This is a genomic window from Tessaracoccus flavus (assembly GCF_001997295.1).
GTDB lineage: Bacteria > Actinomycetota > Actinomycetes > Propionibacteriales > Propionibacteriaceae > Arachnia > Arachnia flava.
Genome location: NZ_CP019605.1, coordinates 704,115 through 727,597, shown reverse-complemented (window position 1 = coordinate 727,597; position 23,483 = coordinate 704,115). Strand labels below are relative to the sequence as shown.

Below are 23,483 nucleotides of genomic sequence, written 5' to 3'. Positions count from 1 at the left end.
CCGCGGTGGTGGAGGGACGGCTGACCCCGTACCTCTACATACTCCCCGCCTTCCTCGTCTACGGGATGTTCCTGCTCTATCCCCTCATCCGGGCAGGTCAGTTCTCTCTGTACGACTGGCCGGGTTTCGGCGCGTCGCGGTTCGTGGGGCTCGGCAACTATGTCGACCTGATGAGCGACGACCGCTTCCTCGATGCGATCACCCACGCCCTGACGTTGATCTTCTTCTACTCGATCATGCCCCTGGTGGTGGGACTCGTCCTCGCCGCCATTCTCCGGCGCGGGCAGGTGCGGGGCCTCAGCTTCTTCCGCGTCGTCATCTTCATGCCGCAGGTCATCGCCCTTGTCGTCGTGGCAGTCGCCTGGCACCAGATCTACTCCCCCAACGGCCTCCTCAACGACGCCCTTGACGTCGTTGGCCTCGGCCACCTGGCCCGCGGCTGGCTGGGCGATCCGAACCTCGCTCTGCCCGCCGTCGGCATGATCGGGTTCTGGCTCTCGACGGGCCTCGTCATGCTCCTGTTGCTCGCCGGCATGGGCCGCATCCCCAACGACCTGTACGAGGCGGCCCGGTTGGACGGAGCCGGCCCTGTCCGCGAGTTCCTCGCCATCAGCCTCCCGAGCGTCAAGGCTGAGATCACCACTGCCCTGGTGCTGACCATCATCGCGGCACTGAAGACCTTCGACCTCGTCTACGTGACGACGTCCGGCGGTCCCGGAACAGCGACCACCGTGCCGAGCTACGAGGTCTACAACCGTGCGTTCAACCTGAAAGAGGTCGGCTCGGCGTCAGCGGTGGCGATCGTGCTGACGATCCTGGTGTTCGGCATCAACGTCGTCATCTCCCGGATCGGCGAGGAGAAGGTGGTGGCACGATGAGGGTCGGCACTGGCGAGAAAGTCCTCAACTACGTCATCTTGGCGCTCTTCGCTGCATACGCGCTCTTTCCCATCATCACGATCGCCGTGACTGCACTCGGGCCGCAGAACGGGGTGACGGAGCCCGGGCCGCACTTCTACAACATCGCCGACGCCTGGGAGATCGGCGGTTTCGCCGGGGCGCTGACCCGCTCACTCATGGTGGCGGCACTGGTGGTCAGCGTCGCCCTGACGCTGTCCGTGCTCGCCGGCTACGCCTTCGGCACGATGCGCTTCAAGGGCTCGACCTTCCTCTTCTACCTCTTCCTCCTGGGACTCATGGTCCCAGCGGAGGCGATCGTCATCCCGCTGTTCTTCGACCTGCGAACGGTGGGACTCACCGACACGATCTGGGCAGTGGCATTGCCCCAGATCGCCCAGTCAGTTGCCTTCGGCACATTCTGGATGCGCGCGCAGTTCCGGGCCCTCCCGCCGAACCTCGTCGAGGCCGCCGCCATCGACGGGGTGAGCGGAATGCGGACCCTCTCGAAGGTCGTCGTACCGCCGTCGCTCCCCTCCATCGCCACCGTTGCGGTGCTGATGTTCATGTGGACCTGGAACGAGTTCCTCATTCCCCTCATCATGAGCCCCGGCGCGCAGTGGCGGACGGCGCCACTCGGGCTCGCGATCTTCAAAGGTCAGTACACGGCGGACAACGCGCTGATCGCGGCTGCCGGCGTCATCATCGCCGCTCCGATCATCGTCGTCTTCCTCCTGCTGCAGCGCTACTTCATCAACGGGATGCTGGAAGGTGCGGCGAAGGAATGACAAACGACCACGATCATGCCGACGACGGGGGGATCTGCGAGTTCTGCTGGGCCTGGGACCCGCTGGCCGACACCCGCCGGGAGGGGGATCCCCCGCTCGACGTACTGACCACGGGGCCTCTGTTCTTCGACATCATCTTCACGGGCCTGCCCCGGCTCCCCGAGCCCGGCGAGGAACTGCACAGCGCGGGCATGGGTTCCTGCCCCGGCGGCATCGCGAACTTCGCGACTGCGGCGGCGAGGCTCGGCCTGAGAACCGGACTCGTCGCGGGCTTCGGCGACGACGCCTACGGCGACTGGATGTGGGAGACACTCGAGGGGCAGGAGAAGATCAACCTCAGCGCCTCGCGCCGATTCGAGAACTTCCACTCGGCCATCACGGTCTCGATGGCCTTCCACGGCGATCGCGGGATGGTGACCCACTCCCACCCCCTGCCGGAGGACCTCGACGACAACTACCTGGCGGCGCCCGCCGCCCGTGCCGCGACGGTGGACCTCGCCAGCAACTCGTCCTGGTGGCACAGCATGCGCGATCGGGGCACCCTGCTCTTCGCGGATCTCGGCTTCGACGAGACCGGGAAGTGGGATCAGTCCGTGCTGGCGCGCCTCTCCGAGTGCCACGCGTTCACCCCCAACGCCGTCGAGGCGATGAACTATACGCGCACGGACAGACCGACCGACGCCGTGCGCAAGCTCGCGGAACTCGTGCCCCTGGCGGTGGTGACCGACGGGCCGAGCGGCTCCTACGCGATCGACCAGTCCACGGGCGAGGAGGCGTTCTGTCCCTCGGTCACCGTCGACGCCATCGACCCCACCGGAGCGGGCGATGTCTTCGCCGCCTCCATCGTGCTGGGCACCTTGGCCGGATGGCCTCTGGAACACAGGCTCCGGTTCGCGTCGCTCAGTTCGTCGCTCGCCGTGCGCCAATTCGGAGGCTCCCTGGCCGCTCCCGGGTGGGGTGACATCGCCGACTGGTGGCGGCAAGGGTCGAGACGCGCGGCCGACGGCGACCTCAAGGCCGCCTTCGTCCTGCGTGACTACGCCTTCCTTGCCGACCTCATCCCCGAGCACCAGGTGCAGGGTGTCCGCCGCGCGCAGGGGACCTTCGCGAGCGCGTCTGACGCCGGGCGCCACTGACAAGGCTCGGGACCAATTTCAGCCAAAAGTTGACACTATCCTCCAAACCCTTGCACCTCCTCGCAGGGCCGACATACGTTGCCGGTACGTCACACCGAGCGTGACGGCTTTGGCTAGGCGGACATCGTTGTCCGCCGATCAGGAGGTAGTTCGGATGACCGTCAAGAAACGTTTCCTCGCGCTGGGAGCCATTGCGGCTCTCGCGTTCGGCTTCGCCGTACCGGCGACGGCCGAGGAATCCCTACCCACGCAACCCTCATCAACGACGGAGGTCTCGCCCAACAAGATCGATGTCATGGGCATCTGGGCCCACCCCGACGACGACGCCAGCTTCACCACCCCCTGCGGCGTGTGGAACGACCTGTACGACGTGTCGTGCGGTGTCATCATGCTCACCAGGGGCGAAGGCGGCTCCAACTCCGTCGGCAACGAGGCTGGCCCCGACCTCGGACTGCGCCGGGAGAACGAGGACCGGGCATCCCACTACCGGTCCGGGACCGTCGACATCTACAACATCGATGCAGTCGACTTCTTCTACAACACGAGTGCCGCCCTCACCGAGGAGGTGTGGGGCTCCGAACGCATCCAGCGCCAGGTCGTTCACGTCATCCGCCAGACCCAACCCGAGATCCTCACCGGCTTCTCGCCGTCTCCGGCTGGTCACGGCAACCATCAGTACGCGGGTCGGGTGATCTGGGAGGCAGCCGCCATGGCCGCCGACCCCAGCGTCTTCCCCGAGCAGCTCACCGGCCCCCACGCCGTCGACCCCTGGACGGTGAAGATGATCACGTCCGGAGCGAGCACCGCCGGAGAGGGCGGCGTCGCCGGCCCGGAATGCAATGCCGGCTTCGTACCCGCACCCACCAATCCGTTCACCGTGGTCGGCACCTGGACCGGGCACAACTCACCCTACGTGTGGCTGGAGGGCAATCTTCAGGGCCAGGAGCCGGGCACGCCCATGACTTGGGCGCAGGTGGGACGTGAGGGCAACCGGGGCCACCCGACCCAGGCCCGCACCAAGCTGACAGAGGTCTGGGATCCGAGCTGCCAGCGCTACGGCATCGCCCACTCGATCGTCCCCTTCCAGCCGAACGGGGACCCCGACAACGCCCGCGACGACGCCATCCTCTTCGGTTCGGTGATCCAGGATCCCGGGGGCTTCCCGCTGGGTTCGACCTACATGATCGACGTCGAGGACTACTTCCAGGCACCCGGTGAGCCGTTCGAACTCACGGTGTCCAGCCGATCAGCCGCAGGCACCATCGCCGCGGGCACCGTCACACTGAACCTTCCCGAAGGTTGGACCTACACGGTTGCCGAAGGGCAACCCGCGCAGTTCGGACCTATCCGCACGTACGCCACGTCGAGTCAAACCTTCATCGTGACGCCGGATGCAGAGGCCGATCTCGCCCGGTACCGGGTCTCGGCCTCCTTCGACAACGGCAACGTGACCGCCTACAACGACACGCGAGTCGAACTCGTCGCAGGTGTCGAGGGCAGGTTCCAGCGCTGGGGCAACTACGCCGAGTACGAGGAGTGGGCTGCAGAGTTCACCTGGGTTGCCGGCCGCGCCCGCGCCGAACGCCAGATCGGTGCCGGAGAATCCATCACGATCCCGGTGGTCGTCAGCAACCGCACCGCAGCCTCCCAGAGCGGCAGCGTGACGATTGACACTGCCGCACCGCTCGTCGTGAATCCGGCGAGCGCGTCCTTCACGGACCTGGCGCCGGGAGGGGAGACCACCGTGGAGCTGGTCGTCACGCACACCGACGTCGCCGATGCGGGCGGCCGGACCGTCGACGTTCCCATCACCACGACCACCGATACCACCACCAGCATTGAGAGCCTCCGGCTGTACGTCGTCCCCACCACTGTCATCCCCAAGGCTGAGGTGGCTCCCACCGTCGACGGCGCTGCCGACGACGCTGGCTACGGTCCGGAGTTGAACATCGGCCGTCGCTGGGAGGGCCGCGAATGTCAGCCCGATGGCACGGACTGCGGCACCGGAAGCACCGTGAAGCTGGCCTGGCACGGCGACGACCTCTACGCGGTCGCGTACGTCGTCGACGACGTCGCCAGCGCGGCTGCCCCGCCCGAGCGATGCTTCGGCCACTGGCTGGTCGACTCCGTCGAATTCCTCCTCGACCCGATGTCCGGCTCGCGCGACACATCGACGACGTTCAAGAGCGGTGTCATGCCGTTCACCGACGATCCCTCCGGCGCCGCCGGGCAGGGTGTGGACGGTCCCTGCTGGAGCCGGGACGCCGACAACCACCAGGGCTTCTCCTCCGGTCCGCTCGCCGCGACGGTGGAGGGCGCTCCGAACGCTCCCGGCCAGCAGGTTGCCGTCGACGTGACCCGCACCGCTGAGGGGCTCTACGCCGGCGGAGGCTACACCGTCGAGGTGAAGCTTCCCCTGGCCAACCTGCCAGCGGCTGTGGTGAGCAGCCTCGCCCCGACCGGTAATCAGGCCACCAACACCGTCGACCCCCGGTACCTCGGGCTCAACGTGACCCCCTACGACTCTGACGTGCAGACGTTCATCGGCAAGACCCGGACTGCCTGGTCGCCGTTCGGCAGCCAGCAGTCCGAGCCCTACCGTTGGGGGCACGCGTACCTGGCTGGCTACACCGCACCGGCGACCCGGCCAAGCGAGCCGGTCACAGCGCGGATCCCGGACACCGCGCTCAAGGGAGTCGAGTCGCCGCAGAGCATCTACCAGTCCGCGGTGCGCGGCGTCACGATCGCCGGCCTGCCGGCGACAACCGGGCTGAGCATCGATGAGGTTTCCCTTGTGGACGGCACACTGAACCTCGACGTCACCGCCACGGAGGCCGGAACCGTTCGGGCCTACGTCTATCTCGGCAACCCCGGGTTTACTCCGGTGTGGGTGAGCAGCTGCGTCGGCGACACCGACGGCTTCTCAGCCTGCTCCCCCGACGACGTGACCACCCCACCGTGGTCACCCGACATGGGCGGCAGACTGGTGGCGGCGGAGGTCAAGGCCGTGAGCATGGGAGCGGGATCCGTGACCATCGATCTCGGCGACGCAGACCTCGCCGAACTGGTTGCGGACGGATCGGTGCTCATCTCGTTCGAGTCCGAGACAGGGGTGAACGCGTGGTACTACCCCGTGCCCACCGCAACGACGACGCCGACCGAGCCGACCACCCCGGTGTTCGTGCCCACCGCGCCCTACACCAAGCCCGGACTGCACACCATCAACGGTCGCGAGTGGCGCACCACCTGCGAGCCCTACTCGCAGACCGAACGGTGCCGCACCGAAATCTGGGCCTCCGTCGTCAAGCGCACCGGCAACACGGTCACCATCGAACGGGGCTGGGCGTTCAACAACCTGACCTACCTGCCCTACATGACCAGGGCACAGTGGGCCACCAACCCGCTGGGCCACACCGGCCAGTGGACCGCCGCTGACGGAACCAAGTGGCGCACCGAGTGCGACACCCCCGCCACCGGCGGCAACGGCTGCCGCACCTACCGCTGGACCACCGTGTACAACGCGGTGAGGTCCGAGAAGGGTGGAGGCTACGACTTCACCCAGGAGAACAAGTGGGTGGTCAACAACATCGTGATGTTCAAAGCGAACTGATCGACCACGACAAACCGGGGGCCCAGTGCATCGCACCGGGCCCCCGCCTGTCGTCAGCTCAGGCTCACCGAAGGTAGTGGCGCTGAGGCTGCTTCTTCTCCTCGTACCACTCCCGCGCTTCCTGCGTGGAGCTGATGCGCGACGTCTCCGAGATCGGGACGTCCCACCAGCTGGTTCCAGGAGGGTTGGGGCCCATCAGGTCGGTTTCGATGTGGATCATCACCGAGCGGTCGTACGCCGCTGCCTCCTGGTAAGCGGCCTTGAACTCTTCGATGCCGTTGACGCGGAGCACCTTGATGCCCCACGACTCGGCGTTGGCCGCGATGTCGACGGGGAGCAACTCCCCTTCCGCGTTGTGCGCCTCACCGCCGCCCTTGCGGTACCGGGTGCCGAAGCGCTGAGAGCCGTGCGACTCAGATAGTCCACCGATGGACGCGAAGCCGTGGTTCTGGAGGAGCACGAAGATGACCTTCAGACCCTCCTGCACGATGGTCGCGATCTCCATGGGGAGCATCTGGTAGGTGCCGTCGCCGACGATGGCGACCACCTCGGAGTCCGGCAGCGCGAGCTTGACGCCCATCGCAGCGGGGATCTCGTAGCCCATGCAGCTGAAGGCGTACTCGAGGTGGTACTGCTTCGGCGTCTTCGCGCGCCAGAGGGCCTGCAGGTCGCCGGGCATGGAGCCGGCCGCGTTGATGACCACGTCGTCGTCGCCCATGAGTTCGTTCAGGGCCCCGAACACCTCGGTCTGCGCCGGCAGAGGTCCGTGATCGCGGTGGTAGCACTCGTCGGTGAGGCGGGCCCACTCCTCGCGCAGCTCCGCGATCCGGCCTGTGTACTCCTCGTCGACCCGGTAGCCGTCGAGTGCGGCGGTGAGGCTGACGAGGGCCTCCCGGGCGTCGGCCACGACCATTTCGGCGGCGTGCTTGGCAGCGTCGAAGGCGCCCACGTTGATGTTGACGAATTTCACGTCCGGGTTGCGGAACTGCGTGTGGGAGGCCGTGGTGAAGTCCGAATAGCGGGTCCCGATGCCGATCACGACGTCGGCCTCCTCGGCCAGGAGGTTGGCCGACTTCGCACCGGTCGAGCCCACACCGCCGACGGCGCACTCGTGGTCGAAGTTGATCGCGCCCTTGCCGGCCTGGGTATCGGAGACGGGGATGCCGGTGGCCGACGCGAACGCACGCAGCTCCTCGCTTGCCAGGGAGTAGATCACGCCGCCCCCGGCAACAACGAGAGGCTTCTTCGCGCCCCGGATGATCTCGGCCGCCCGCTCGATGGCAACCTGCTCCGGCGCCGGGCGACGGATCCGCCACACGCGCTTGGCGAAGAACTCGACGGGGAAATCGAAGGCCTCGGCCTGGACGTCCTGGGGCAGTGCCACGGTAACGGCGCCCGTGTCGACGGGGTCGGTGAGCACACGCATCGCCGCCATCAGCGACGGGACGAGCTGCTCAGGGCGTTCGATCCGGTCGAAGAACCGCGATACGGGGCGGAAGCAGTCCGTGGCCGCCGTCAACGGCGAGGCGGGGTCCTCGACCTGCTGCAGCACCGGGTCGGGGTAGCGCGTTGCGAACTGGTCCGACGGGAACAGCAACACGGGCAGGCGGTTCGTGGTGGCGACGGCTGCACCGGTCACCATGTTGAGCGCACCGGGGCCGATCGAGGACGTGCACATCCACGTCTGGCGCCGGTTCATCGACTTCGCGTAGGCGGCTGCCGCGTTGACCATCCCCTGCTCGTTGCGCGGCATGATGTAGGGCATGTGCCCGCCGTCGGCGTCGGGATCGAGTTCGTTCTGCAGCAGCGCCTGCCCGATGCCCGCGACGTTGCCATGGCCGAAGATGCCGAAGGCGCCCGCGATGAGCCGCATCTCCTCCCCATCGCTCTCGACGTACTGGTGGACGAGGAAGCGGATGACGGCCTGGCCGACTGTCAGTCTCACTGTTTCGGACATTGGTTTCACTCCTGGGTGTTGAGGGGGGTCATCGGGAGCCGCGGATCGACCTCGTCGGTCTCCCACTCCTGGCGCAGCCAGGTGTAGTGCGGATCGTCTGTCATCAGCCACGCTGCGCCCTCGGCAGGGCCCGCCATGACATTGAGGTAGTACAGGTCGTAGCCGGGAGCAGCCACCGACGGGCCGTGGTACCCGAACGGCATGATGACCACGTCGCGGGAATGCACCTCCGCGCACACGTCGATCTCGCCGGCCGGGGACGGGTAGATCCGCTGGAGGGCCATGCCGGTGGTGCCGTTGGCCGCGGGACGTACTTCGTAGTAGTAGATCTCCTCAAGGACCCGCTCAACGTCGGTGTGCTCGTCATGCTTGTGAGGCGGGTAGCTGGACCAGTTGCCGCCCGGGGTCAGCACCTCGCACACGAGCAGGTGGGACGTCTCCACATCGTTACCGAGGGCGTAGTTGTTGACCTGGCGGGAGCAGTTGCCGGCGCCCCGAAGCCCCGTCAGCACCTCGGACGCCGGGCAGTACCGGACGGGCAGATCCTGGGTGGCCTTGGAGCCGGGAAGGGCGAACCGACCACCATCGGCGCTCCTGATGGTGAACGCGGTGTGGCGAGGTACGTAGAGGTAGTCGGTGATGGAGGTCCACACCTCGGTCCGTCCTGCGAGCTCGTACTCCCGACCGTCGATCTCGACGACGCACCCACCCTGCAACGGCAGCACGAGCAGTTCCTGCTCGCCGGAGTCGAGCGCCTCGGCACCGCCGGCGGAAAGAGCCAGCACGCGGATGGAGCACCATTCCCAGCCGGCGCGCTGCGCGCTGACATCTGTCTCGTACTGCCCGTTGGCCGTGCTTCCCGCCCGGATCACGTACTTGTCGTTGTCGCTCATCTTCGCCTTCCTGTCGGCCTCGCTGCCGAAGCGGACCGGCCGCTGCTTCTTCACCCCCAGTCTGCCTCAGCCTCTCGTCCGGGTCAAACTTTTGTCCACACAATCGGGAGCCACGGGCAGGCCGCGGCGAGCACGCCACGAGAGGCGTCGCGACAACAAGGAGCGGGAAGCCGCATCGCCTCGAGCCGGCGCCCCCGCCGCCGAGCGCGCCCTTTTGTATGTACAATGGCTTGACATAGGGCCGCGACCGGGGATTAACTAGTGACCACGCAAGACCTCCGGCATCGCAGCCGGCCGCACGAGTCACGCAGGAGCGATGAACATGACCGACCAGTACACCCCAGGGCCGTTGCTCGAGGCTGCCCGCAACACACCCACCGCGCTGTGGAACGACTCTTCCGACCTCGAAGAGCTCAAGCAGTCGATCTCCTTCGGCGGCGTTGGGGCCACCTGCAACCCGGTGATCGCCTACACCACCATTTCGCAGCACCTCGACGTGTGGAAGCCACGCATCAAGGCGATCGCGGACGCGAACCCGACGTGGGGCGAGTCCGAGATCGGTTGGCAGGCAGTCAAGGACATGTCCATCGAGGCAGCCGAAATCCTCAAGCCCATCTACGACGAGCACAAGGGCCGCAACGGTCGACTCTCCGTGCAGACGGATCCCCGCCTCCATCGCGACGCCAAGGCGCTCGCCGACCAGGCAGAAGAGTTCCACCAGCTCGCTGAGAACATCGTGGTGAAGATCCCCGCCACCAAGACCGGACTGGAAGCCATCGAAGACGCGACCTCCCGCGGAGTCAGCATCAACGTCACCGTCTCCTTCAGCGTTCCGCAGGCGGTACGTGCCGCCGAGGCCATCGAACGTGGTCTGCAGAAGCGCGAGGCTGAGGGCCACGACGTCTCGGAGATGGGCCCCGTCGTGACCATCATGGTGGGCCGTCTCGACGACTGGCTGAAGCATGTGGTCGCGCGCGACAAGCTCTTCATCGACCCGTCTGCACTCGAGTGGGCAGGCGTCGCCTGCATGAAGAAGGCCTATCAGATCTTCAAGGAGCGCGGCTTCCGGGCCCGCGTGCTGTCGGCGGCCTTCCGCAACGTGCACCACTGGTCTGAACTCGTGGGCGGCGACCTCGTCGTGTCTCCCCCGTTCAAGTGGCAGCAGATCATCAACGGCTCCGACTACGAGCCGACCTCACGCATCGAGGAGCCTGTCCGTCAGGAGTACCTGGACGAGCTGATGAAGATCGAGGACTTCCGCCGCGCCTACGACGTCGACGGCATGACGCTCGAAGAGTTCGAGGAGTTCGGGCCCACGCGGAAGACGCTGCGCCAGTTCCTCCAGGCCGACGCCGATCTCGACGCGCTCGTCCGTGACGTCCTCGTCCCCGCCCCCTGAGCCAGGAGAATCGTTTCCCATGCTGCGAGTTGCAGTCATCGGCGCCGGCCGCATCGGCCGCGTGCACTCTGAGGCCATCGCGTCTCACCCCCAGGCAACGCTCGTCCTCGTCTGCGATCCCATCGGGACCGCCGCCGAGGACCTTGCGGCCAGCTACGGAGCCCGCAGCTGCAAGGACGCTTCGGAGGTCTTCGCCGACCCCGAGGTGGACGCCGTTGTCATCGGGTCGCCCTCGACGTTCCACGCCGAGCACCTCCTCGCCGCCGCCCGCGCCGGCAAGGCCGTGCTCTGCGAGAAGCCGGTGGCCATCTCCGTCGAGGAGGGCCGGAAGCTGGAGGCCGATCTCGCGCAGTTCGACCATCCCCGATCATGATCGGGTTCCAGCGCCGGTTCGACCCCTCGATGGCGAAGGCCAAGCGACTGCTGGAGGAGGGGTCGATCGGCGAGCTGAACCAGGTCAACATCATCTCCCGCGACCCCGGCCCGCCGCCTGCCTCCTACATCGCGCAGTCCGGTGGCATCTTCAAGGACATGACGATCCACGATTTCGATCTGGGCCGCTTCTACATGGGTGAGATCGAGTCGGTCACCGCCTTCGGCCAGGAGCTACTCCCTGAGGTCACCGAGGCCGGCGACTACAGCGCCGGTGTCGTGGTCCTGCGAGGCAAGGACGGCGCCATCACGACGGTGACGTTCAACCGGAAGTGCGCCACAGGGTACGACCAGCGCATCGAGCTGCACGGCTCCGAGGGATCGCTGCGGATGGAGAACCAGACCGAGACGTCGCTCACCGTGTTCTCGACGAGTGCCGCCGCAGCCCAGGAGCCGTACCTCAACTTCTTCCTGACGCGGTACGCCGCGGCCTACCGGAACGAGTTGACCGCTTTCATCGACGCGATCAACAACGGCACGCCAGTCTCCCCCACGGTCGCCGACGGCGTCGCAGCTCTCGTCATCGCCGAGGCGGCCGCCGAGTCCGCTCGGACTGGAGCCACCGTCACCCTCTGACCACCTACGCTGAGGCGACACACCGCACGGGCCCGCCCGCCTCCACCGCTTCGATGCGGAGGAGCCGCGGGCCCTGCTCGTGCTCCTACCGGGCGCGAGCGGATCGGTCGAGGCCCCCGACCTGCACGTGGCGGCACGGGCCGCCCAGGCCGCTGGCGTCACAACGATCCTGGTGGAGCCGCCGTACCGGCTCGCCGGACGCAGGACGCCACCGCGGGGGCGGGTCGACGGGGAGGTCCTCGCCTCGGTCGTAGAACAGGTCCGCCCCAGGGCTCTGCCGCTCGTGCTCGGGGGCCGCTCCTACGGCAGTCGGATCGCCTGCCGCGCCGCCCGACCGCTGGGGAGCAGCGGAGTTCTGTGCCTCGCCTTCCCCCTGCACCCGCCCGGCAAGCCGGAGAAGTCTCGGCTGGAGGATGTGGAAGCGCCTGGCGACCTGCCGGTGCTGGTCATCCAGGGCCGAAGCGACGCATTCGGCCGGACCCCGGATTCGGATACCCGGGAGGTGTTGCTCGTGGAGGGGGACCATTCACTCAGGAAGGATCACGAGCTGATCGCGAGCACGATCGTGGATTGGCTGGGCCGCCTCATCTGACGGGCCGGCGCCGTCACGCCACCGCCTGAGCGGCGACCACCCACGTGTTGCAGTCGCCCATGGTCTCGGCGTAGAGCCCCCTCATCCCCCAGTACCGCAGCGAGTCGCGGCTTCCGTGGACCCCGTCGACCAGCATCGTCTCCAGGCGAGCGGTCCACGACGCGAAGTCCGCGGCGTCGAAACCCACGGACTCGTTGCGATAGGTCATGGCGCCGGACCAGCAGGTCGCCTGCAACTCAACGCGGCGCTCCACCTCATCGGAGGACTTCAGCCCCATCTTCACGTCCGTGATGCCGGCCAGCTTCTGCAGGTGGTGCCCGTACTCGTGATTGACCATCTCGTTGATGGACAGGTCCCACTCCCCCGCCATTCTCAGGTGGCGCGAGCCGAAATGAGCCGATCCCCCGCCCGTGGAGCAGTAGAAGGCAGGAGCCTCAAGATAGCCGCATTCGCTGGCGGTTCCGAGCCCATCGAAGAAGTGAAGTTCGGGGGGTTCCGTGGACCAGCCGAGACTCACGAGGTGCGGCGTCCAGGCCAGGTGCAGACATTCCCACTGCGCTGTCACGGCGCTACGCCACGCGGCCTCGTCAGCCACGACGCCCGGCTCGGGACAACCGACGAGGGCCGCGGGTTCCACCGCATCCAATGCCGTGGCCTGAGCCTCGTACAGCGGCGACTGGGGGTCCGCTGCGGGTAGCGCCGGCCATTCCTGCTCGGGGAGCTGCCACTGCAGCGCGCCCGCAGCGGGGTCCGCCGTCGCAGTGGGGCTCGGGGCTGCCGAGGTTCGGTCCGCTGCGATCGGTGGCCGGAGCAACTGCGCGGCAACGACGACGAGCGCGGCCGCGACCGTCACGCCCAATACCGCGGCCCCCAGCCGCATCCCGGGCGACATGACGGATCGTCCGCGTTGAGAGGCCGGATCAAGGGCACGTCTGGGGCTCGCCGCACTGCCCTGCGGCGAACCTGCTGCCCTGCGGGGGAGTTCGGCGATCAGCTGCCCCCTGGGACACGTGCGCCGGTCACAGGATGACCACCGCCAGGATCAGCAGCAGGATCGTCAGCAGTGAGATTCCGACGAGTCCCACTCCGATCGCCACCGGCACGAGATTGCGGGACTCGGCCACCCGCCCTGCAGGGGGCCCTCCCTGCTGAACGATCGCGGGCACGTCCACCGCTGCGGCCGGGAGCCGCTCGATGACCGGCACCAGGTCGCCGAGGACGCGTGCCCCATAGACGGTGTCCATCGCTGCGGCATAGTCGTCGTGCGTGATCCGACCGTCCGCGAAAGCGGCGTTGAGCCGCCTGTTGAGGGAGTCGCGCTCAACCTCATCGACCGGGTCGTTCGCCCGCTGCAGGTACTTCGAGGAGGGAGGTAGCGCCATGGGTCACATCATACGTGCGACCCCGGTTTCATCGCCTGAAAGCTCAGTCGCCGAGCGGCCCGAAGAGGTCGCCCAGGCGTTCCTCTCCCCCATCGGGTTCCGTGAGCACCCACAGGCCGCGCTCCGTGATCGCGACCGTGTTCTCCCAGTGCGATCCGCGGGAGCCGTCACGGCTGACCACGGTCCACTCGTCGTCGAGTTCGAGGGTTTGGTTGCTTCCGGTGGTGAGCATGGGCTCGATCGCCAAGGCCATCCCGACGCTCAGCCGGGGGGTGGGGCGCATGCGGTACCAGTTCGGCACGTCCGGTTCCATGTGCATCTCGGAGCCGATGCCGTGCCCGGTGTACTCCCGCAGCGTGCCGTAGCGCTCGGGCAGCCTCTTCACGTACGTTTCTATCGCGCGTGACACGTCGCCGACCCTGCCGCCGTCACGCATGGCACGCGCCCCCGCCCACATCGCTTCGCGCGTGGCGTCGATGAGGCGCGAGTCCTCGTCGGAGATCCGACCCACGGCGACGGTACGCGCAGCGTCCCCGTGCCATCCCTCGACGATTGCGCCGAAATCGATGCTGACGATGTCCCCCTCGGCGAGCACCCGCTCGCCCGGAATGCCGTGGACCAACTCGTCATTGACGGAGATGCACGCCACCCCCGGAAAGCCCGTGCCGTAGTCGGCACCGTAGTTGAGGAAGGATGAGTCCGCGCCGTGGCCGGCGAGCACATCCCGGCCGATGGCGTCCAACTCTGCAGTCGTGATCCCTGGTGCCGCCGCGGCGGTCATCGCGGCCAGCCCCTCCGCGACGACGAGGCCCGCGCGGCGCATGAGACGCAGCTGATCCGGCGTCTTGACCTCGATATTCACCGCTCGCGCACGTGTGCGTCGACCATGTCGAACATCCGCTCGCGCACGTCCTCGACGGACCCGGTGCCTTCGACGTCGACGAGCAGGCCCTTGCTCTCGTAGTGGAAGATGAGCGGCGCGGTCTGGCCCGCGTAGACCTCCATCCGCCGTCGAATGGTGTCGGCGTTGTCGTCGGCGCGACCTTCGAGGGCCGCACGCGTCAGGAGGCGTTCGACGAGGGCGTCGGGCTCAACATGGAGCGACACCACCGCGTCGAGCGACTGTCCGCGATCGGCGAGGTAGCGATCGAGGAAGTGCACCTGATGCATCGTTCGGGGAACCCATCCAGGAGGAATCCCCCGGCGCAGTCGTCCTCCGCCAAGCGGGAGGCGACGATCTCCTCGGTGACGTCGTCTGGAACGTACTCGCCGGCGTCGATGAGGGCCTTGACCTTGATGCCCAGGGGCGTCTGGTTGCGGATGTGGTGCCGGAAGATGTCTCCCGTCGAGATCGCGGGCACGCCGTAGCGTTCAGCCAGAGCTGTGGCCTGGGTGCCCTTGCCGGCACCCGGAGCCCCCATGATGAGTAGCCTCACCGCAGGAAGCCCTCGTAGTTGCGCTGCTGCAACTGGCTCTCGATCTTCTTGACCGTGTCAAGACCGACGCCCACGATGATGAGGATCGAGGTGCCGCCGAACGGGAAGTTCTGGTTGGCACCGACCGCCATGAACGCGATCGTCGGGATGAGTGCGATGGTCGCCAGGTAGAGCGAACCGGGCGCAGTCAACCGCGACAGCACGTAGGCGAGGTAGCGCTCAGTGGGCTTGCCCGCACGAATACCCGGGATGAAGCCGCCGTACTTCTTCATGTTGTCGGAGACTTCTTCAGGGTTGAAGGTGATCGACACGTAGAAGTAGCAAAACGCGATGATGAGGACGAACTGCACGAGGTTGTACCAGAAGCTCGACAGCATCCCCTGGCCTGCGAAGTTCTGCTGGATCCAGACGGACACCGCACCCTCGGGCCGGAAGGTGGCCCACAGCACGGGCAGGTAGAGGATCGACGTGGCGAAGATGACCGGGATGACGCCCGACTGGTTGACCTTGAGGGGGATGTACGTGGTGGATCCACCCACCAGACGACGACCGACCATGCGCTTGGCGTACTGGACGGGGATGCGCCGCTGCCCCTGTTCCACCCAGATGATGCCCAGCATGACCACGAGGCCGATCCCGATGACGAGGAAGAAGAGGAACCAGCCGACGGCGCCGGGGTGGCTCTGCTTGATGGCCCAGAGACCAGCGGGGAACGAGGCGGCGATCTGCGTGAAGATCATGATCGACATGCCGTTGCCGACTCCGCGTTCGGTGATCAGCTCACCCATCCACATGATGATGCCGGTGCCGGCGGTCATGACCAGCACCATGGTGATGAGCGGGAACAGCTCGTTGGTGTAGAGGATGCCGTCACAGCCGGGGAACAGCTGCCCGGTGCGCGCGAGCGTGACGAACGCCGTCGCGTTGAGGACGGCCAACACCAGGGTCAGATAACGGGTGTACTCCGTGATCTTGGCGGTGCCGGAGGCCCCCTCCTTCTTCAGCGCCTCCAACCGCGGGATGACCACGGTGAGCAGCTGGAGAATGATCGACGCGGTGATGTACGGCATGATGCCCAGCGCGAAGATGGTCAGCTGGAGCAGTGCTCCACCTGAGAACAGGTTGACCATGTTGTAGATGCCGGCGCTCTCGCCAGCCGTCGCCAGCGCAAGGCACTCGTCGATCCGGGCAATGTTGACGTTCGGCGACGGAATCGTCGAACCCAAGCGGAAGATGACAATAATGCCCAGCGTGAAGAGGATCTTCTTCCGAAGGTCCGGCGTCTTCAACGCGTTAGCGAAGGCGGAGAGCATCCGACCCTACTTTCGACGATAAGTACAGGAAAACACCGTGCTGAGCACGGCAACCAGCCAACCCTATCAAGGGGGCGGCGTGGGCCAAAACTAACCGACCCGCTGCCTGAGTGTTTGGCCTTGACACCTCGGCGCAGATGCAGCGACGGGGCGGACCGGCGAACCGGTCCGCCCCGTCGGAGCGAGTTTGACCTCAGGCGAGGGTCGCGGAGCCGCCGGCCCCTTCGATCTTCGCCTTGGCCGATCCCGAGAAGGCATCGGCGGTGACGTCGAGTGCGACATCGACGTCTCCGTTGCCGAGCACCTTGACGAGCGAGCCGGAGCGCACGGCACCGGCGTCGACCAGGTCAGCCACCGACACAGAGCCACCCTGCGGGAAAAGCTCGGCGAGACGGCCGACGTTGACGACCTGGTATTCGACGCGGAACGGGTTCTTGAACCCCTTCAGCTTCGGCAGGCGCATGTGGATGGGCATCTGGCCACCCTCGAAGTTCTGCGGCACGTTCTTGCGAGCGCCGGTTCCCTTCGTACCGCGACCAGCGGTCTTGCCCTTGGATCCCTCACCACGGCCAACACGGGTCTTAGCCGTCTTGGCGCCGGGGGCGGGGCGTAGATGATGCAGCTTCAGCGACATGGTCACTTCACCTCTTCCACGGTAACGAGGTGGGCCACTGCACGGATCATGCCACGGACCTCGGGGGTGTCCTGACGGACAACCGAGGCGCCGATGCGCTTGAGACCGAGAGTGCGCAGCGTGTCCTTCTGGTTCTGCTTGCCACCCACCCCAGACTTTGCCTGGGTGATCTTGAGGTCAGCCATCAGCTAGCCACCTCTTCCTTCTGCGCGCGCAGGAGGAACGACGGGACGACGTCCTCGACCGGCAGACCGCGACGCTTCGCCACGGCAGCAGGCTCTTCGAGCTGCTTGAGCGCGTCGACGGTGGCGTGCACCACGTTGATCGCGTTCGCGGAGCCGAGCGACTTGGCGAGCACGTCGTGCACGCCTGCGCACTCGAGAACGGCGCGAGCCGAACCACCTGCGATGACACCGGTACCGGGCGACGCGGGACGCAGGAGAACCACGCCCGCCGCCTTCTCACCCTGCACCGGGTGCGGGATCGTGCGCTGGATCAGCGGCACGCGGAAGAAGTGCTTCTTGGCCTCTTCCACACCCTTGGCGATAGCGGCCGGCACCTCCTTCGCCTTGCCGTAACCGACACCGACCATGCCTTCGCCGTCACCGACGACGACCAGAGCGGTGAAGCTGAAGCGCCGACCACCCTGCACGACCTTGGCGACGCGGTTGATGGTCACCACGCGCTCGAGGTACTTACTTTCTTCCTTGGGAGCCTGGCCACGACGATCGTCACGGCCACGACGCTCACCACCGGCACCGGAGCCCCGGCGCTGTTGGGTTTCACTCATCGCGAAATCCTTCCTTTCGTCGTTAGAAGCCGAGCCCGGCCTCGCGAGCGGAATCCGCGAGAGCCGCGATCCGCCCGTGGTACTTGTTGCCCGCACGGTCGAAGACGACCTGCTCGACGCCGGCAGCCTTCGCACGCTCGGCGATGAGAGCGCCGACCTTGCGAGCCTTGTCCGACTTGTCGCCCTCGGCGGAACGCAGGTCAGCCTCCATGGTGGAAGCGGACGCGAGCGTCCTGCCCTGGGTGTCGTCGATCACCTGAACGAACAGGTGGCGGGACGAACGGGTCACGACCAGGCGCGGGCGATCGCCCGAGCCGCTGATCTTCTTGCGTCCACGCAGCTGGCGGCGGGCCTTGGAGGCCGCCTTCGGTGCCAGCGACTTGGAGTTGCTAAGCGAAATGGCCATTGTTACTTACCAGCCTTTCCAGCCTTGCGGCGGACCTGCTCGCCCGCGTAGCGGACACCCTTGCCCTTGTAGGGCTCAGGCTTTCGGAGCTTGCGGATGTTGGCCGCTGTCTCTCCCACGAGCTGCTTGTCGATGCCGGACACCGAGAATCGGGTCGGGGTCTCGACGTTGAACGTGATGCCCTCAGGGGCGTTGATGACCACCGGGTGCGAGAAGCCGAGCGCGAACTCGAGCTGCTGCGGGCCCTTGGAGATGACTCGGTAACCGACACCGACGATCTCGAGCTTCTTCTCGTAGCCCTCGGTGACACCCGTGATCATGTTGTTGACCAGGGTGCGGGTGAGGCCATGCAGGGACCGGCTGAGGCGCTCGTCGTTGGGACGCGACACCTCCAGCTGGCCTTCGTCGTTCTTCTCGATCGTCAGCGGCTCGGCCACGGTGAGCGACAGGGAGCCCTTGGGGCCCTTGACGTCGACCTTGCGGCCGTCGAGCTTCACGTCGACACCGGACGGGATGGCGATGGGGAGTCTGCCAATACGCGACATAACTGTTTCTCCTTACCTTCGCCCGGTCACCAGACGTAGGCGAGGACTTCGCCGCCTACGGACTTGGCCTTGGCTGCCTTATCGGTCAGCAGGCCCTGCGAGGTCGAGATGATCGCGATGCCCATGCCGTTGAGCACCTTGGGGAGCTCGTTGGCCTTGGCGTAGACGCGGAGCCCAGGCTTGCTGATGCGGCGGATGCCGATGATGGAACGCTCGCGGGAGTCGCCGTACTTCAGCGTCAGCTTCAGCACCTGGCCAACCTGGCCCTCGACTTCGGTGAGCTCATAGTTCGAGATGTAACCCTCGGCCTTCAGGATCTCGGCGATTCCCACCTTGATCTTCGACGACGGCATGGTCGTCTCTTCGTGATACGCCTGATTGGCGTTACGCAGACGCGTGAGCATGTCTGCGATCGGATCAGTCATGGTCATGACTTGTTGTCCTCATTTCTCGCGCTGGTTTCCGTGGAGTGGACCTTGCGCAACTCAAAACTTCTGTTCGGGGTGGGGGTCACCAAGACGACTTGGTCACGCCGGGCAGTTCGCCCGCGTGTGCAAGTTCACGCAGGCAGATGCGGCAGAGACCAAACTTGCGGTAGACCGAGTGGGGTCGGCCGCAACGCTGGCAACGCGTGTAAGCGCGCACACCAAACTTCGGCTTGCGGGACTGCTTGACCTTGAGTGCTGTCTTCGCCATGGGTCAGCTCACTTCTTCTTCTTGTAGAACGCAGGGCCACGCTTGGACTTCTGCTTCTTCGGGTCGTCGACTGCCTTGAAGGGAAAGCCGAGGTGCTTCAGCAGCGCACGGCCCTCTTCGTCGTTGTCGGCGGACGTCACGAAGGTGATGTCCATGCCGCGAACGCGATCGATCTTGTCCTGGTCGATCTCCAGGAACATGACCTGCTCCGAGAGCCCGAACGTGTAGTTGCCGTTACCGTCGAACTGGCGACCGTTGAGGCCACGGAAGTCGCGGATACGGGGCAGAGCCAGGGTCAGGAGACGGTCGGCGAACTCCCACATCCGGTCACCGCGGAGGGTGACGTGGCAGCCGATCGGCATGCCCTCACGGAGCTTGAACTGGGCGATCGACTTGCGCGCCTTCGTGACGGCGGGCTTCTGGCCGGTGATGGCGGTGAGGTCCTTGATGGCGCCCTCGATGATCTTCGAGTCGCGCGCGGCCTCGCCGACGCCCATGTTCACAACGATCTTGACCAGACCGGGGATCTGCATGACGTTGTCGTAGGAGAACTCCTCCTGCAGAGCAGGAACGATGGTCTCGCGGTACTTGGCCTTCAGGCGGGGCATCGTCGTGGTGGTGGCGGTGTCAGTCATCAGAACTCCTCACCGGTCTTGCGGGCGATGCGCACCGAGCGCTGCGCGGTGTACTCGGAGCCGTCGGGACGGCGCTTGGTGACGTCGACGCGCTTGTAGCCAACGCGCGTGACGACCTCCTTGCCGTCGACCTTGACCACGGGCTGGACGTTCGAGACGTGAATCGGCGCCTCGACGTTGATGATGCCGCCCTCGACCCTGCGGCCCTGAGCGGTCTGCGACTCGCGACGGTGCTTCTTGACGAGGTTGACGCCCTGCACGGTCACGCGCTGCGTTTCGGGGTGCACTGCGATGACCTCGGCCACCACGCCCCTGTCCTTGCCAGAGATGACCTTGACGCGGTCACCCTTCTTCACATGGAGGGTAGCCATGGTCAGATCACCTCCGGGGCGAGAGAGACGATGCGCATGAACTTCTTCTCGCGAAGCTCACGGGCAACGGGGCCGAAGATACGGGTGCCACGGGGCTCGCCGTCAGTCTTCAGGATGACCGCTGCGTTCTCGTCGAACTTGATGTAGGAACCGTCGGCGCGCCGACGCTCCTTCTTGGTGCGGACGATGACGGCCTTGACCACATCGCCCTTCTTGACGTTGCCGCCCGGGATCGCGTCCTTGACGGTGGCGACGATGGTGTCGCCGAGGTAGGCGTAGCGGCGCTTCGAGCCACCGAGAACGCGGATGCAGAGGATTTCCTTCGCACCAGTGTTGTCGGCGACCTTCAGTCGCGACTCCTGCTGGATCATTACTTCTCCTTGTCTCACCGGTTCCCTGGCAGGGCCTTGCGAAACTAGAAACCGACCCCCTGGATTTTGCCAGGAGGCACCCGTCAGCTCGAGAGAGTGAAGGGCACGTGTATACCCGGAAAAGGTCCCCCCGAAGGGGCACAGTTCCAAGGCAACCGGTTCAGTCTAGCTGTAGACGTCCCCGGCGGCGAAATCGCCTTCAGCGTCAGCGACGTCCCCGACCGCGACCGGTCGAGGCAGAGAAGGCTGCGGCCCCACCTGTCCCGACGGGCTGCGCCGACCGTGAGCGGGGCTGACCCTGACGGCGGCCCGACGGCGCATCGCCCTGGGCTGCGCCGCGGGGGCGCTCAGACCTGCTCTGGGCACGCCCTTCGGTACGGTTGGCACCCCTCCCCTGCTCGGCTCCGCGCGAGCGGTCACCTGCGGGGTTGCGCCGGCGTCCGCCGGTGGGCTGCTGGGGCTCCGGCTTGACCAGTCCGCCAGGGAACGTGCGCTCCCCGGGTGCGATCTCGACGAGAACGGGGTGGCGCTCGTCGGCGCGCGTGATGGTGGGCTTGACCCCCGCCTTGCGGGTGAGGTCGCGGACGTCGGAGCGCTGGGCATCGAGCATCAGCGTCACGACCGTGCCCTCGGCTCCGGCGCGGGCGGTACGGCCGCTGCGGTGGGTGTAGGCCTTGTGCTCGACCGGCGGGTCGGCGTGGATGACCAGGCCGACGTCGTCGACGTGGATACCGCGTGCGGCGACGTCCGTCGCGACGAGCGTCTGCGCCGTCCCGGCGTGGAACGCGGCCATGGAGCGCTCACGCTGGCCCTGGCTCATGTTTCCCTGCAGTTCGACGGCGGGCACGCCCGCGGCATTGAGTTGCTTGGCCAGCTTCTTGGCGCGGTGCTTGGTCCGCGTGAAGACCACCGAGCGTCCTGGGGCGGCGGCCAGGTTCACCAACACGGGCAGGTGCGCATCGTTCGAGACGTGGAGCACGTGGTGGTGCAGCGTCGGCACAGGGGACTCTGCGGAGTCCGCCTCGTGGACCTTGGGCTGGTGCAGGAACTGCTTGACCAGCGTGTCGACGGCCTTGTCCAGCGTCGCGGAGAACAGCATGCGCTGGCCGGTCTGGGGAGTCGCCCCCAGCAGCCGGCGCACAGACGGGAGGAATCCGAGGTCGGCCATGTGGTCGGCCTCGTCGAGGATTGTGATCTCGATCGCGTTCAAGGTGACGAACCCCTGGGCGATGAGGTCCTCGAGCCGGCCCGGGCAGGCGACGAGCACGTCCACGCCACGGGTCAGCGCCGCGACCTGCGGGCGCTGGTTCACCCCGCCGAAGATGGTTCGCGAGGTCAGCCCCGCTGCCTCAGCAAGCGGTGCGAGGGCTTCGTCGATCTGTGTGGCGAGCTCGCGGGTGGGGGCGAGGATGAGGGCGCGGGGGCGCTTCGGGGCGCGCTTCGTGCCCGATTCGGTGAGGCGGGCCACCATGGGCAGCAGGAAGGCGTAGGTCTTACCGGAGCCCGTGCGTCCGCGGCCGAGCACGTCGCGCCCGCTCATGGAGTCGGGCAGCGTCGCCGCCTGGATCGGGGTCGGGGTGGTGATGCCGCGAGCCTCGAGGACTGCAGCAAGGTGAGTGGGCACGCCGAGCGCGCGAAAGGCCGATGAGGTCATGGTGTGGGTCTCCCTGGTGGGGCGATGCAGCGGTTCTGCCCGGCGCGGTGATGACCGCAGCGCGATGGCATCGTAAGAATGAAATCTATGGGGCCCGGAGCAGAACATCCCGAGCGCTGTGCAGCAGTCTACCGTGCGCACGGCCGGATTCCCGCATCGATGCTTCGCGGGCCTGGCAGACTCGGCGTATGACTAAGCGCAGAATCCTCATCACTGGGGCCAACGGTGGCGTGGGGACCCTCCTGTCGGAGCGGCTCCGAGACGAGTACGAGCTCATCCGGCACGCCCACAGGCCCGACGAGAACGATCCAGATCTGCTTGCGGCCGACCTGGTCGACTACCCGGCGGTGCTCGCCCTCATGGACGGCGTCGACACCGTTGTGCACATGGCGGGAGCCGCTTCCCCGGAATCGTCCTGGGACGCAGTGCTCAACGCCAACATCATCGGCGTGCGCAACGCGCTCGAAGCGGCCCGCGAGGCGGGGGTCCGGCGCTTTGTCTTCGCCTCGTCGAACCACGTCATGGGCATGTACGACCGCGACGAGGAGTGGCCCGTGTACCCGCATATGCTGCCGCGACCGGATTCGCTCTACGGGGTGTCGAAAGCGTTCGGGGAGACGATCGGTCGCTACTACCACGACGAGTTCGGTCTGGAGTTCATCGCGCTGCGCATCGGCTGGATATCGGATGATCCGGACGCGGGAGCCGACGTCGACCTGCTGAGGGCGATGTGGCTGAGCTACGACGACACCGTCGACGTGGTGCGCTCCGCGATCGAGGCGGACGTCACGTTCGGGCTGTACTACGCGGTCTCCGACAACCCACACCGCCGGTGGTCGACGACCAACACGCGCCTGGAGCTCGGGTACCGCCCCGCGCACGACGTGACGCGCCACTCATCGAGGCCCGAGAACCCGGACGAGCCGACCCCGGACGACTGGCCAAGGAACTCGTAGTCGGAGGCGGCCGCG

Annotated in this window: 26 protein-coding genes and 1 pseudogene; 9 read left to right on the top strand and 18 right to left on the bottom strand. The window is 66.6% G+C overall.

Annotated features, from left to right (window positions below; translation table 11 throughout):
* Positions 1-8 precede the first annotated feature (8 nt).
* The 4 genes from RPIT_RS03205 (at position 9) to RPIT_RS03190 (ending at position 6,430) form a co-directional block, all read left to right on the top strand.
* Positions 9-878 (top strand): carbohydrate ABC transporter permease, encoded by an 870-nt coding sequence (locus RPIT_RS03205; protein ID WP_226996323.1) that lies wholly within the window; start codon positions 9-11, stop codon positions 876-878.
* The gene (locus RPIT_RS03200) at positions 875-1,684 is read left to right on the top strand and encodes a carbohydrate ABC transporter permease (RefSeq protein ID WP_077340580.1); all 810 of its coding nucleotides are present in this window, start codon (positions 875-877) and stop codon (positions 1,682-1,684) included. Before RPIT_RS03205 ends, RPIT_RS03200 begins: the two co-directional genes overlap by 4 nt.
* Complete coding sequence (locus RPIT_RS03195; RefSeq protein WP_077340578.1) at positions 1,681-2,820, top strand: carbohydrate kinase family protein; 1,140 nt, start codon at positions 1,681-1,683, stop codon at positions 2,818-2,820. Before RPIT_RS03200 ends, RPIT_RS03195 begins: the two co-directional genes overlap by 4 nt.
* Positions 2,821-2,974: 154 nt before the next feature.
* Positions 2,975-6,430 carry a PIG-L family deacetylase gene (locus RPIT_RS03190; RefSeq protein ID WP_077340576.1) on the top strand — a complete coding sequence of 1,152 codons (3,456 nt, stop codon included), beginning with the start codon at positions 2,975-2,977 and terminating at the stop codon, positions 6,428-6,430.
* 64 nt (positions 6,431-6,494) lie between these two features.
* On the opposite strand, the gene iolD is transcribed toward RPIT_RS03190, so the two are convergent.
* Entirely contained in the window at positions 6,495-8,387 is a 1,893-nt protein-coding gene (gene iolD / locus RPIT_RS03185; RefSeq protein WP_077340574.1) for a 3D-(3,5/4)-trihydroxycyclohexane-1,2-dione acylhydrolase (decyclizing), read from the bottom strand.
* A gap of 5 nt (positions 8,388-8,392) precedes the next feature.
* Entirely contained in the window at positions 8,393-9,280 is an 888-nt protein-coding gene (gene iolB / locus RPIT_RS03180; RefSeq protein WP_077344183.1) for a 5-deoxy-glucuronate isomerase, read from the bottom strand.
* A 322-nt stretch (positions 9,281-9,602) separates the two neighbouring features.
* Here iolB and RPIT_RS03175 point away from each other — a divergent pair, with 322 nt between their 5' ends.
* From RPIT_RS03175 to RPIT_RS03165, 4 genes are all read left to right on the top strand, one after another.
* Positions 9,603-10,679, top strand: coding sequence for a transaldolase family protein (locus tag RPIT_RS03175; protein ID WP_077344182.1), 1,077 nt, complete (start codon positions 9,603-9,605; stop codon positions 10,677-10,679).
* 19 nt (positions 10,680-10,698) lie between these two features.
* Positions 10,699-11,052: a Gfo/Idh/MocA family protein gene (locus tag RPIT_RS15555; protein ID WP_226996322.1), complete on the top strand. Its 354-nt coding sequence runs from the start codon at positions 10,699-10,701 to the stop codon at positions 11,050-11,052.
* Positions 11,049-11,687, top strand: coding sequence for a Gfo/Idh/MocA family protein (locus RPIT_RS15550; RefSeq protein ID WP_226996321.1), 639 nt, complete (start codon positions 11,049-11,051; stop codon positions 11,685-11,687). Before RPIT_RS15555 ends, RPIT_RS15550 begins: the two co-directional genes overlap by 4 nt.
* Positions 11,688-11,766: 79 nt before the next feature.
* Positions 11,767-12,279 (top strand): alpha/beta hydrolase family protein, encoded by a 513-nt coding sequence (locus tag RPIT_RS03165; protein ID WP_218121510.1) that lies wholly within the window; start codon positions 11,767-11,769, stop codon positions 12,277-12,279.
* A gap of 13 nt (positions 12,280-12,292) precedes the next feature.
* Here the strand turns inward: RPIT_RS03165 and RPIT_RS03160 are convergent, their stop codons facing one another.
* From RPIT_RS03160 to RPIT_RS03085, 16 genes and pseudogenes are all read right to left on the bottom strand, one after another.
* Entirely contained in the window at positions 12,293-13,171 is an 879-nt protein-coding gene (locus RPIT_RS03160) for a neutral zinc metallopeptidase (RefSeq protein ID WP_077340572.1), read from the bottom strand.
* A 127-nt stretch (positions 13,172-13,298) separates the two neighbouring features.
* Positions 13,299-13,661, bottom strand: coding sequence for a DUF1707 SHOCT-like domain-containing protein (locus RPIT_RS03155; protein ID WP_077340570.1), 363 nt, complete (start codon positions 13,659-13,661; stop codon positions 13,299-13,301).
* A gap of 43 nt (positions 13,662-13,704) precedes the next feature.
* Positions 13,705-14,484 (bottom strand): type I methionyl aminopeptidase, encoded by a 780-nt coding sequence (gene map / locus RPIT_RS03150; protein ID WP_237267855.1) that lies wholly within the window; start codon positions 14,482-14,484, stop codon positions 13,705-13,707.
* A 35-nt stretch (positions 14,485-14,519) separates the two neighbouring features.
* A pseudogene (locus tag RPIT_RS03145) lies at positions 14,520-15,097 on the bottom strand (adenylate kinase).
* Positions 15,094-16,410, bottom strand: a complete 1,317-nt coding sequence (gene secY / locus RPIT_RS03140) for a preprotein translocase subunit SecY (protein ID WP_077340566.1) — start codon at positions 16,408-16,410, stop codon at positions 15,094-15,096. The pseudogene RPIT_RS03145 and the gene secY overlap by 4 nt, the downstream one beginning before the upstream one ends.
* Positions 16,411-16,603: 193 nt before the next feature.
* Positions 16,604-17,044, bottom strand: coding sequence for a 50S ribosomal protein L15 (gene rplO, locus RPIT_RS03135; RefSeq protein WP_077340564.1), 441 nt, complete (start codon positions 17,042-17,044; stop codon positions 16,604-16,606).
* Positions 17,045-17,046: 2 nt separating this feature from the next.
* The gene (gene rpmD, locus RPIT_RS03130; RefSeq protein ID WP_077340562.1) at positions 17,047-17,229 is read right to left on the bottom strand and encodes a 50S ribosomal protein L30; all 183 of its coding nucleotides are present in this window, start codon (positions 17,227-17,229) and stop codon (positions 17,047-17,049) included.
* The gene (gene rpsE, locus RPIT_RS03125) at positions 17,229-17,834 is read right to left on the bottom strand and encodes a 30S ribosomal protein S5 (RefSeq protein ID WP_077340560.1); all 606 of its coding nucleotides are present in this window, start codon (positions 17,832-17,834) and stop codon (positions 17,229-17,231) included. The genes rpmD and rpsE overlap by 1 nt, the downstream gene beginning before the upstream one ends.
* Positions 17,835-17,856: 22 nt before the next feature.
* Positions 17,857-18,240, bottom strand: a complete 384-nt coding sequence (gene rplR, locus RPIT_RS03120) for a 50S ribosomal protein L18 (protein WP_077340558.1) — start codon at positions 18,238-18,240, stop codon at positions 17,857-17,859.
* Between the two features lie 2 nt (positions 18,241-18,242).
* Positions 18,243-18,785: a 50S ribosomal protein L6 gene (gene rplF, locus RPIT_RS03115; RefSeq protein ID WP_077340556.1), complete on the bottom strand. Its 543-nt coding sequence runs from the start codon at positions 18,783-18,785 to the stop codon at positions 18,243-18,245.
* Between the two features lie 26 nt (positions 18,786-18,811).
* A complete protein-coding gene (gene rpsH / locus RPIT_RS03110; RefSeq protein ID WP_077340554.1) occupies positions 18,812-19,216 on the bottom strand; it encodes a 30S ribosomal protein S8 in 405 nt (134 codons plus the stop codon).
* A 79-nt stretch (positions 19,217-19,295) separates the two neighbouring features.
* Positions 19,296-19,481, bottom strand: coding sequence for a type Z 30S ribosomal protein S14 (locus RPIT_RS03105; protein WP_077340552.1), 186 nt, complete (start codon positions 19,479-19,481; stop codon positions 19,296-19,298).
* A gap of 8 nt (positions 19,482-19,489) precedes the next feature.
* Positions 19,490-20,116, bottom strand: coding sequence for a 50S ribosomal protein L5 (rplE, locus tag RPIT_RS03100; RefSeq protein ID WP_077340550.1), 627 nt, complete (start codon positions 20,114-20,116; stop codon positions 19,490-19,492).
* Positions 20,116-20,487, bottom strand: coding sequence for a 50S ribosomal protein L24 (rplX, locus tag RPIT_RS03095; protein ID WP_077340548.1), 372 nt, complete (start codon positions 20,485-20,487; stop codon positions 20,116-20,118). The genes rplE and rplX overlap by 1 nt, the downstream gene beginning before the upstream one ends.
* A gap of 2 nt (positions 20,488-20,489) precedes the next feature.
* Positions 20,490-20,858 (bottom strand): 50S ribosomal protein L14, encoded by a 369-nt coding sequence (gene rplN, locus RPIT_RS03090; RefSeq protein WP_077340546.1) that lies wholly within the window; start codon positions 20,856-20,858, stop codon positions 20,490-20,492.
* 205 nt (positions 20,859-21,063) lie between these two features.
* Positions 21,064-22,512 carry a DEAD/DEAH box helicase gene (locus tag RPIT_RS03085; RefSeq protein WP_077340544.1) on the bottom strand — a complete coding sequence of 483 codons (1,449 nt, stop codon included), beginning with the start codon at positions 22,510-22,512 and terminating at the stop codon, positions 21,064-21,066.
* Between the two features lie 188 nt (positions 22,513-22,700).
* On the opposite strand from RPIT_RS03085, the gene RPIT_RS03080 reads away from it, so the two are divergent.
* Positions 22,701-23,468, top strand: a complete 768-nt coding sequence (locus RPIT_RS03080) for an NAD-dependent epimerase/dehydratase family protein (protein ID WP_077340542.1) — start codon at positions 22,701-22,703, stop codon at positions 23,466-23,468.
* Positions 23,469-23,483 lie beyond the last annotated feature (15 nt).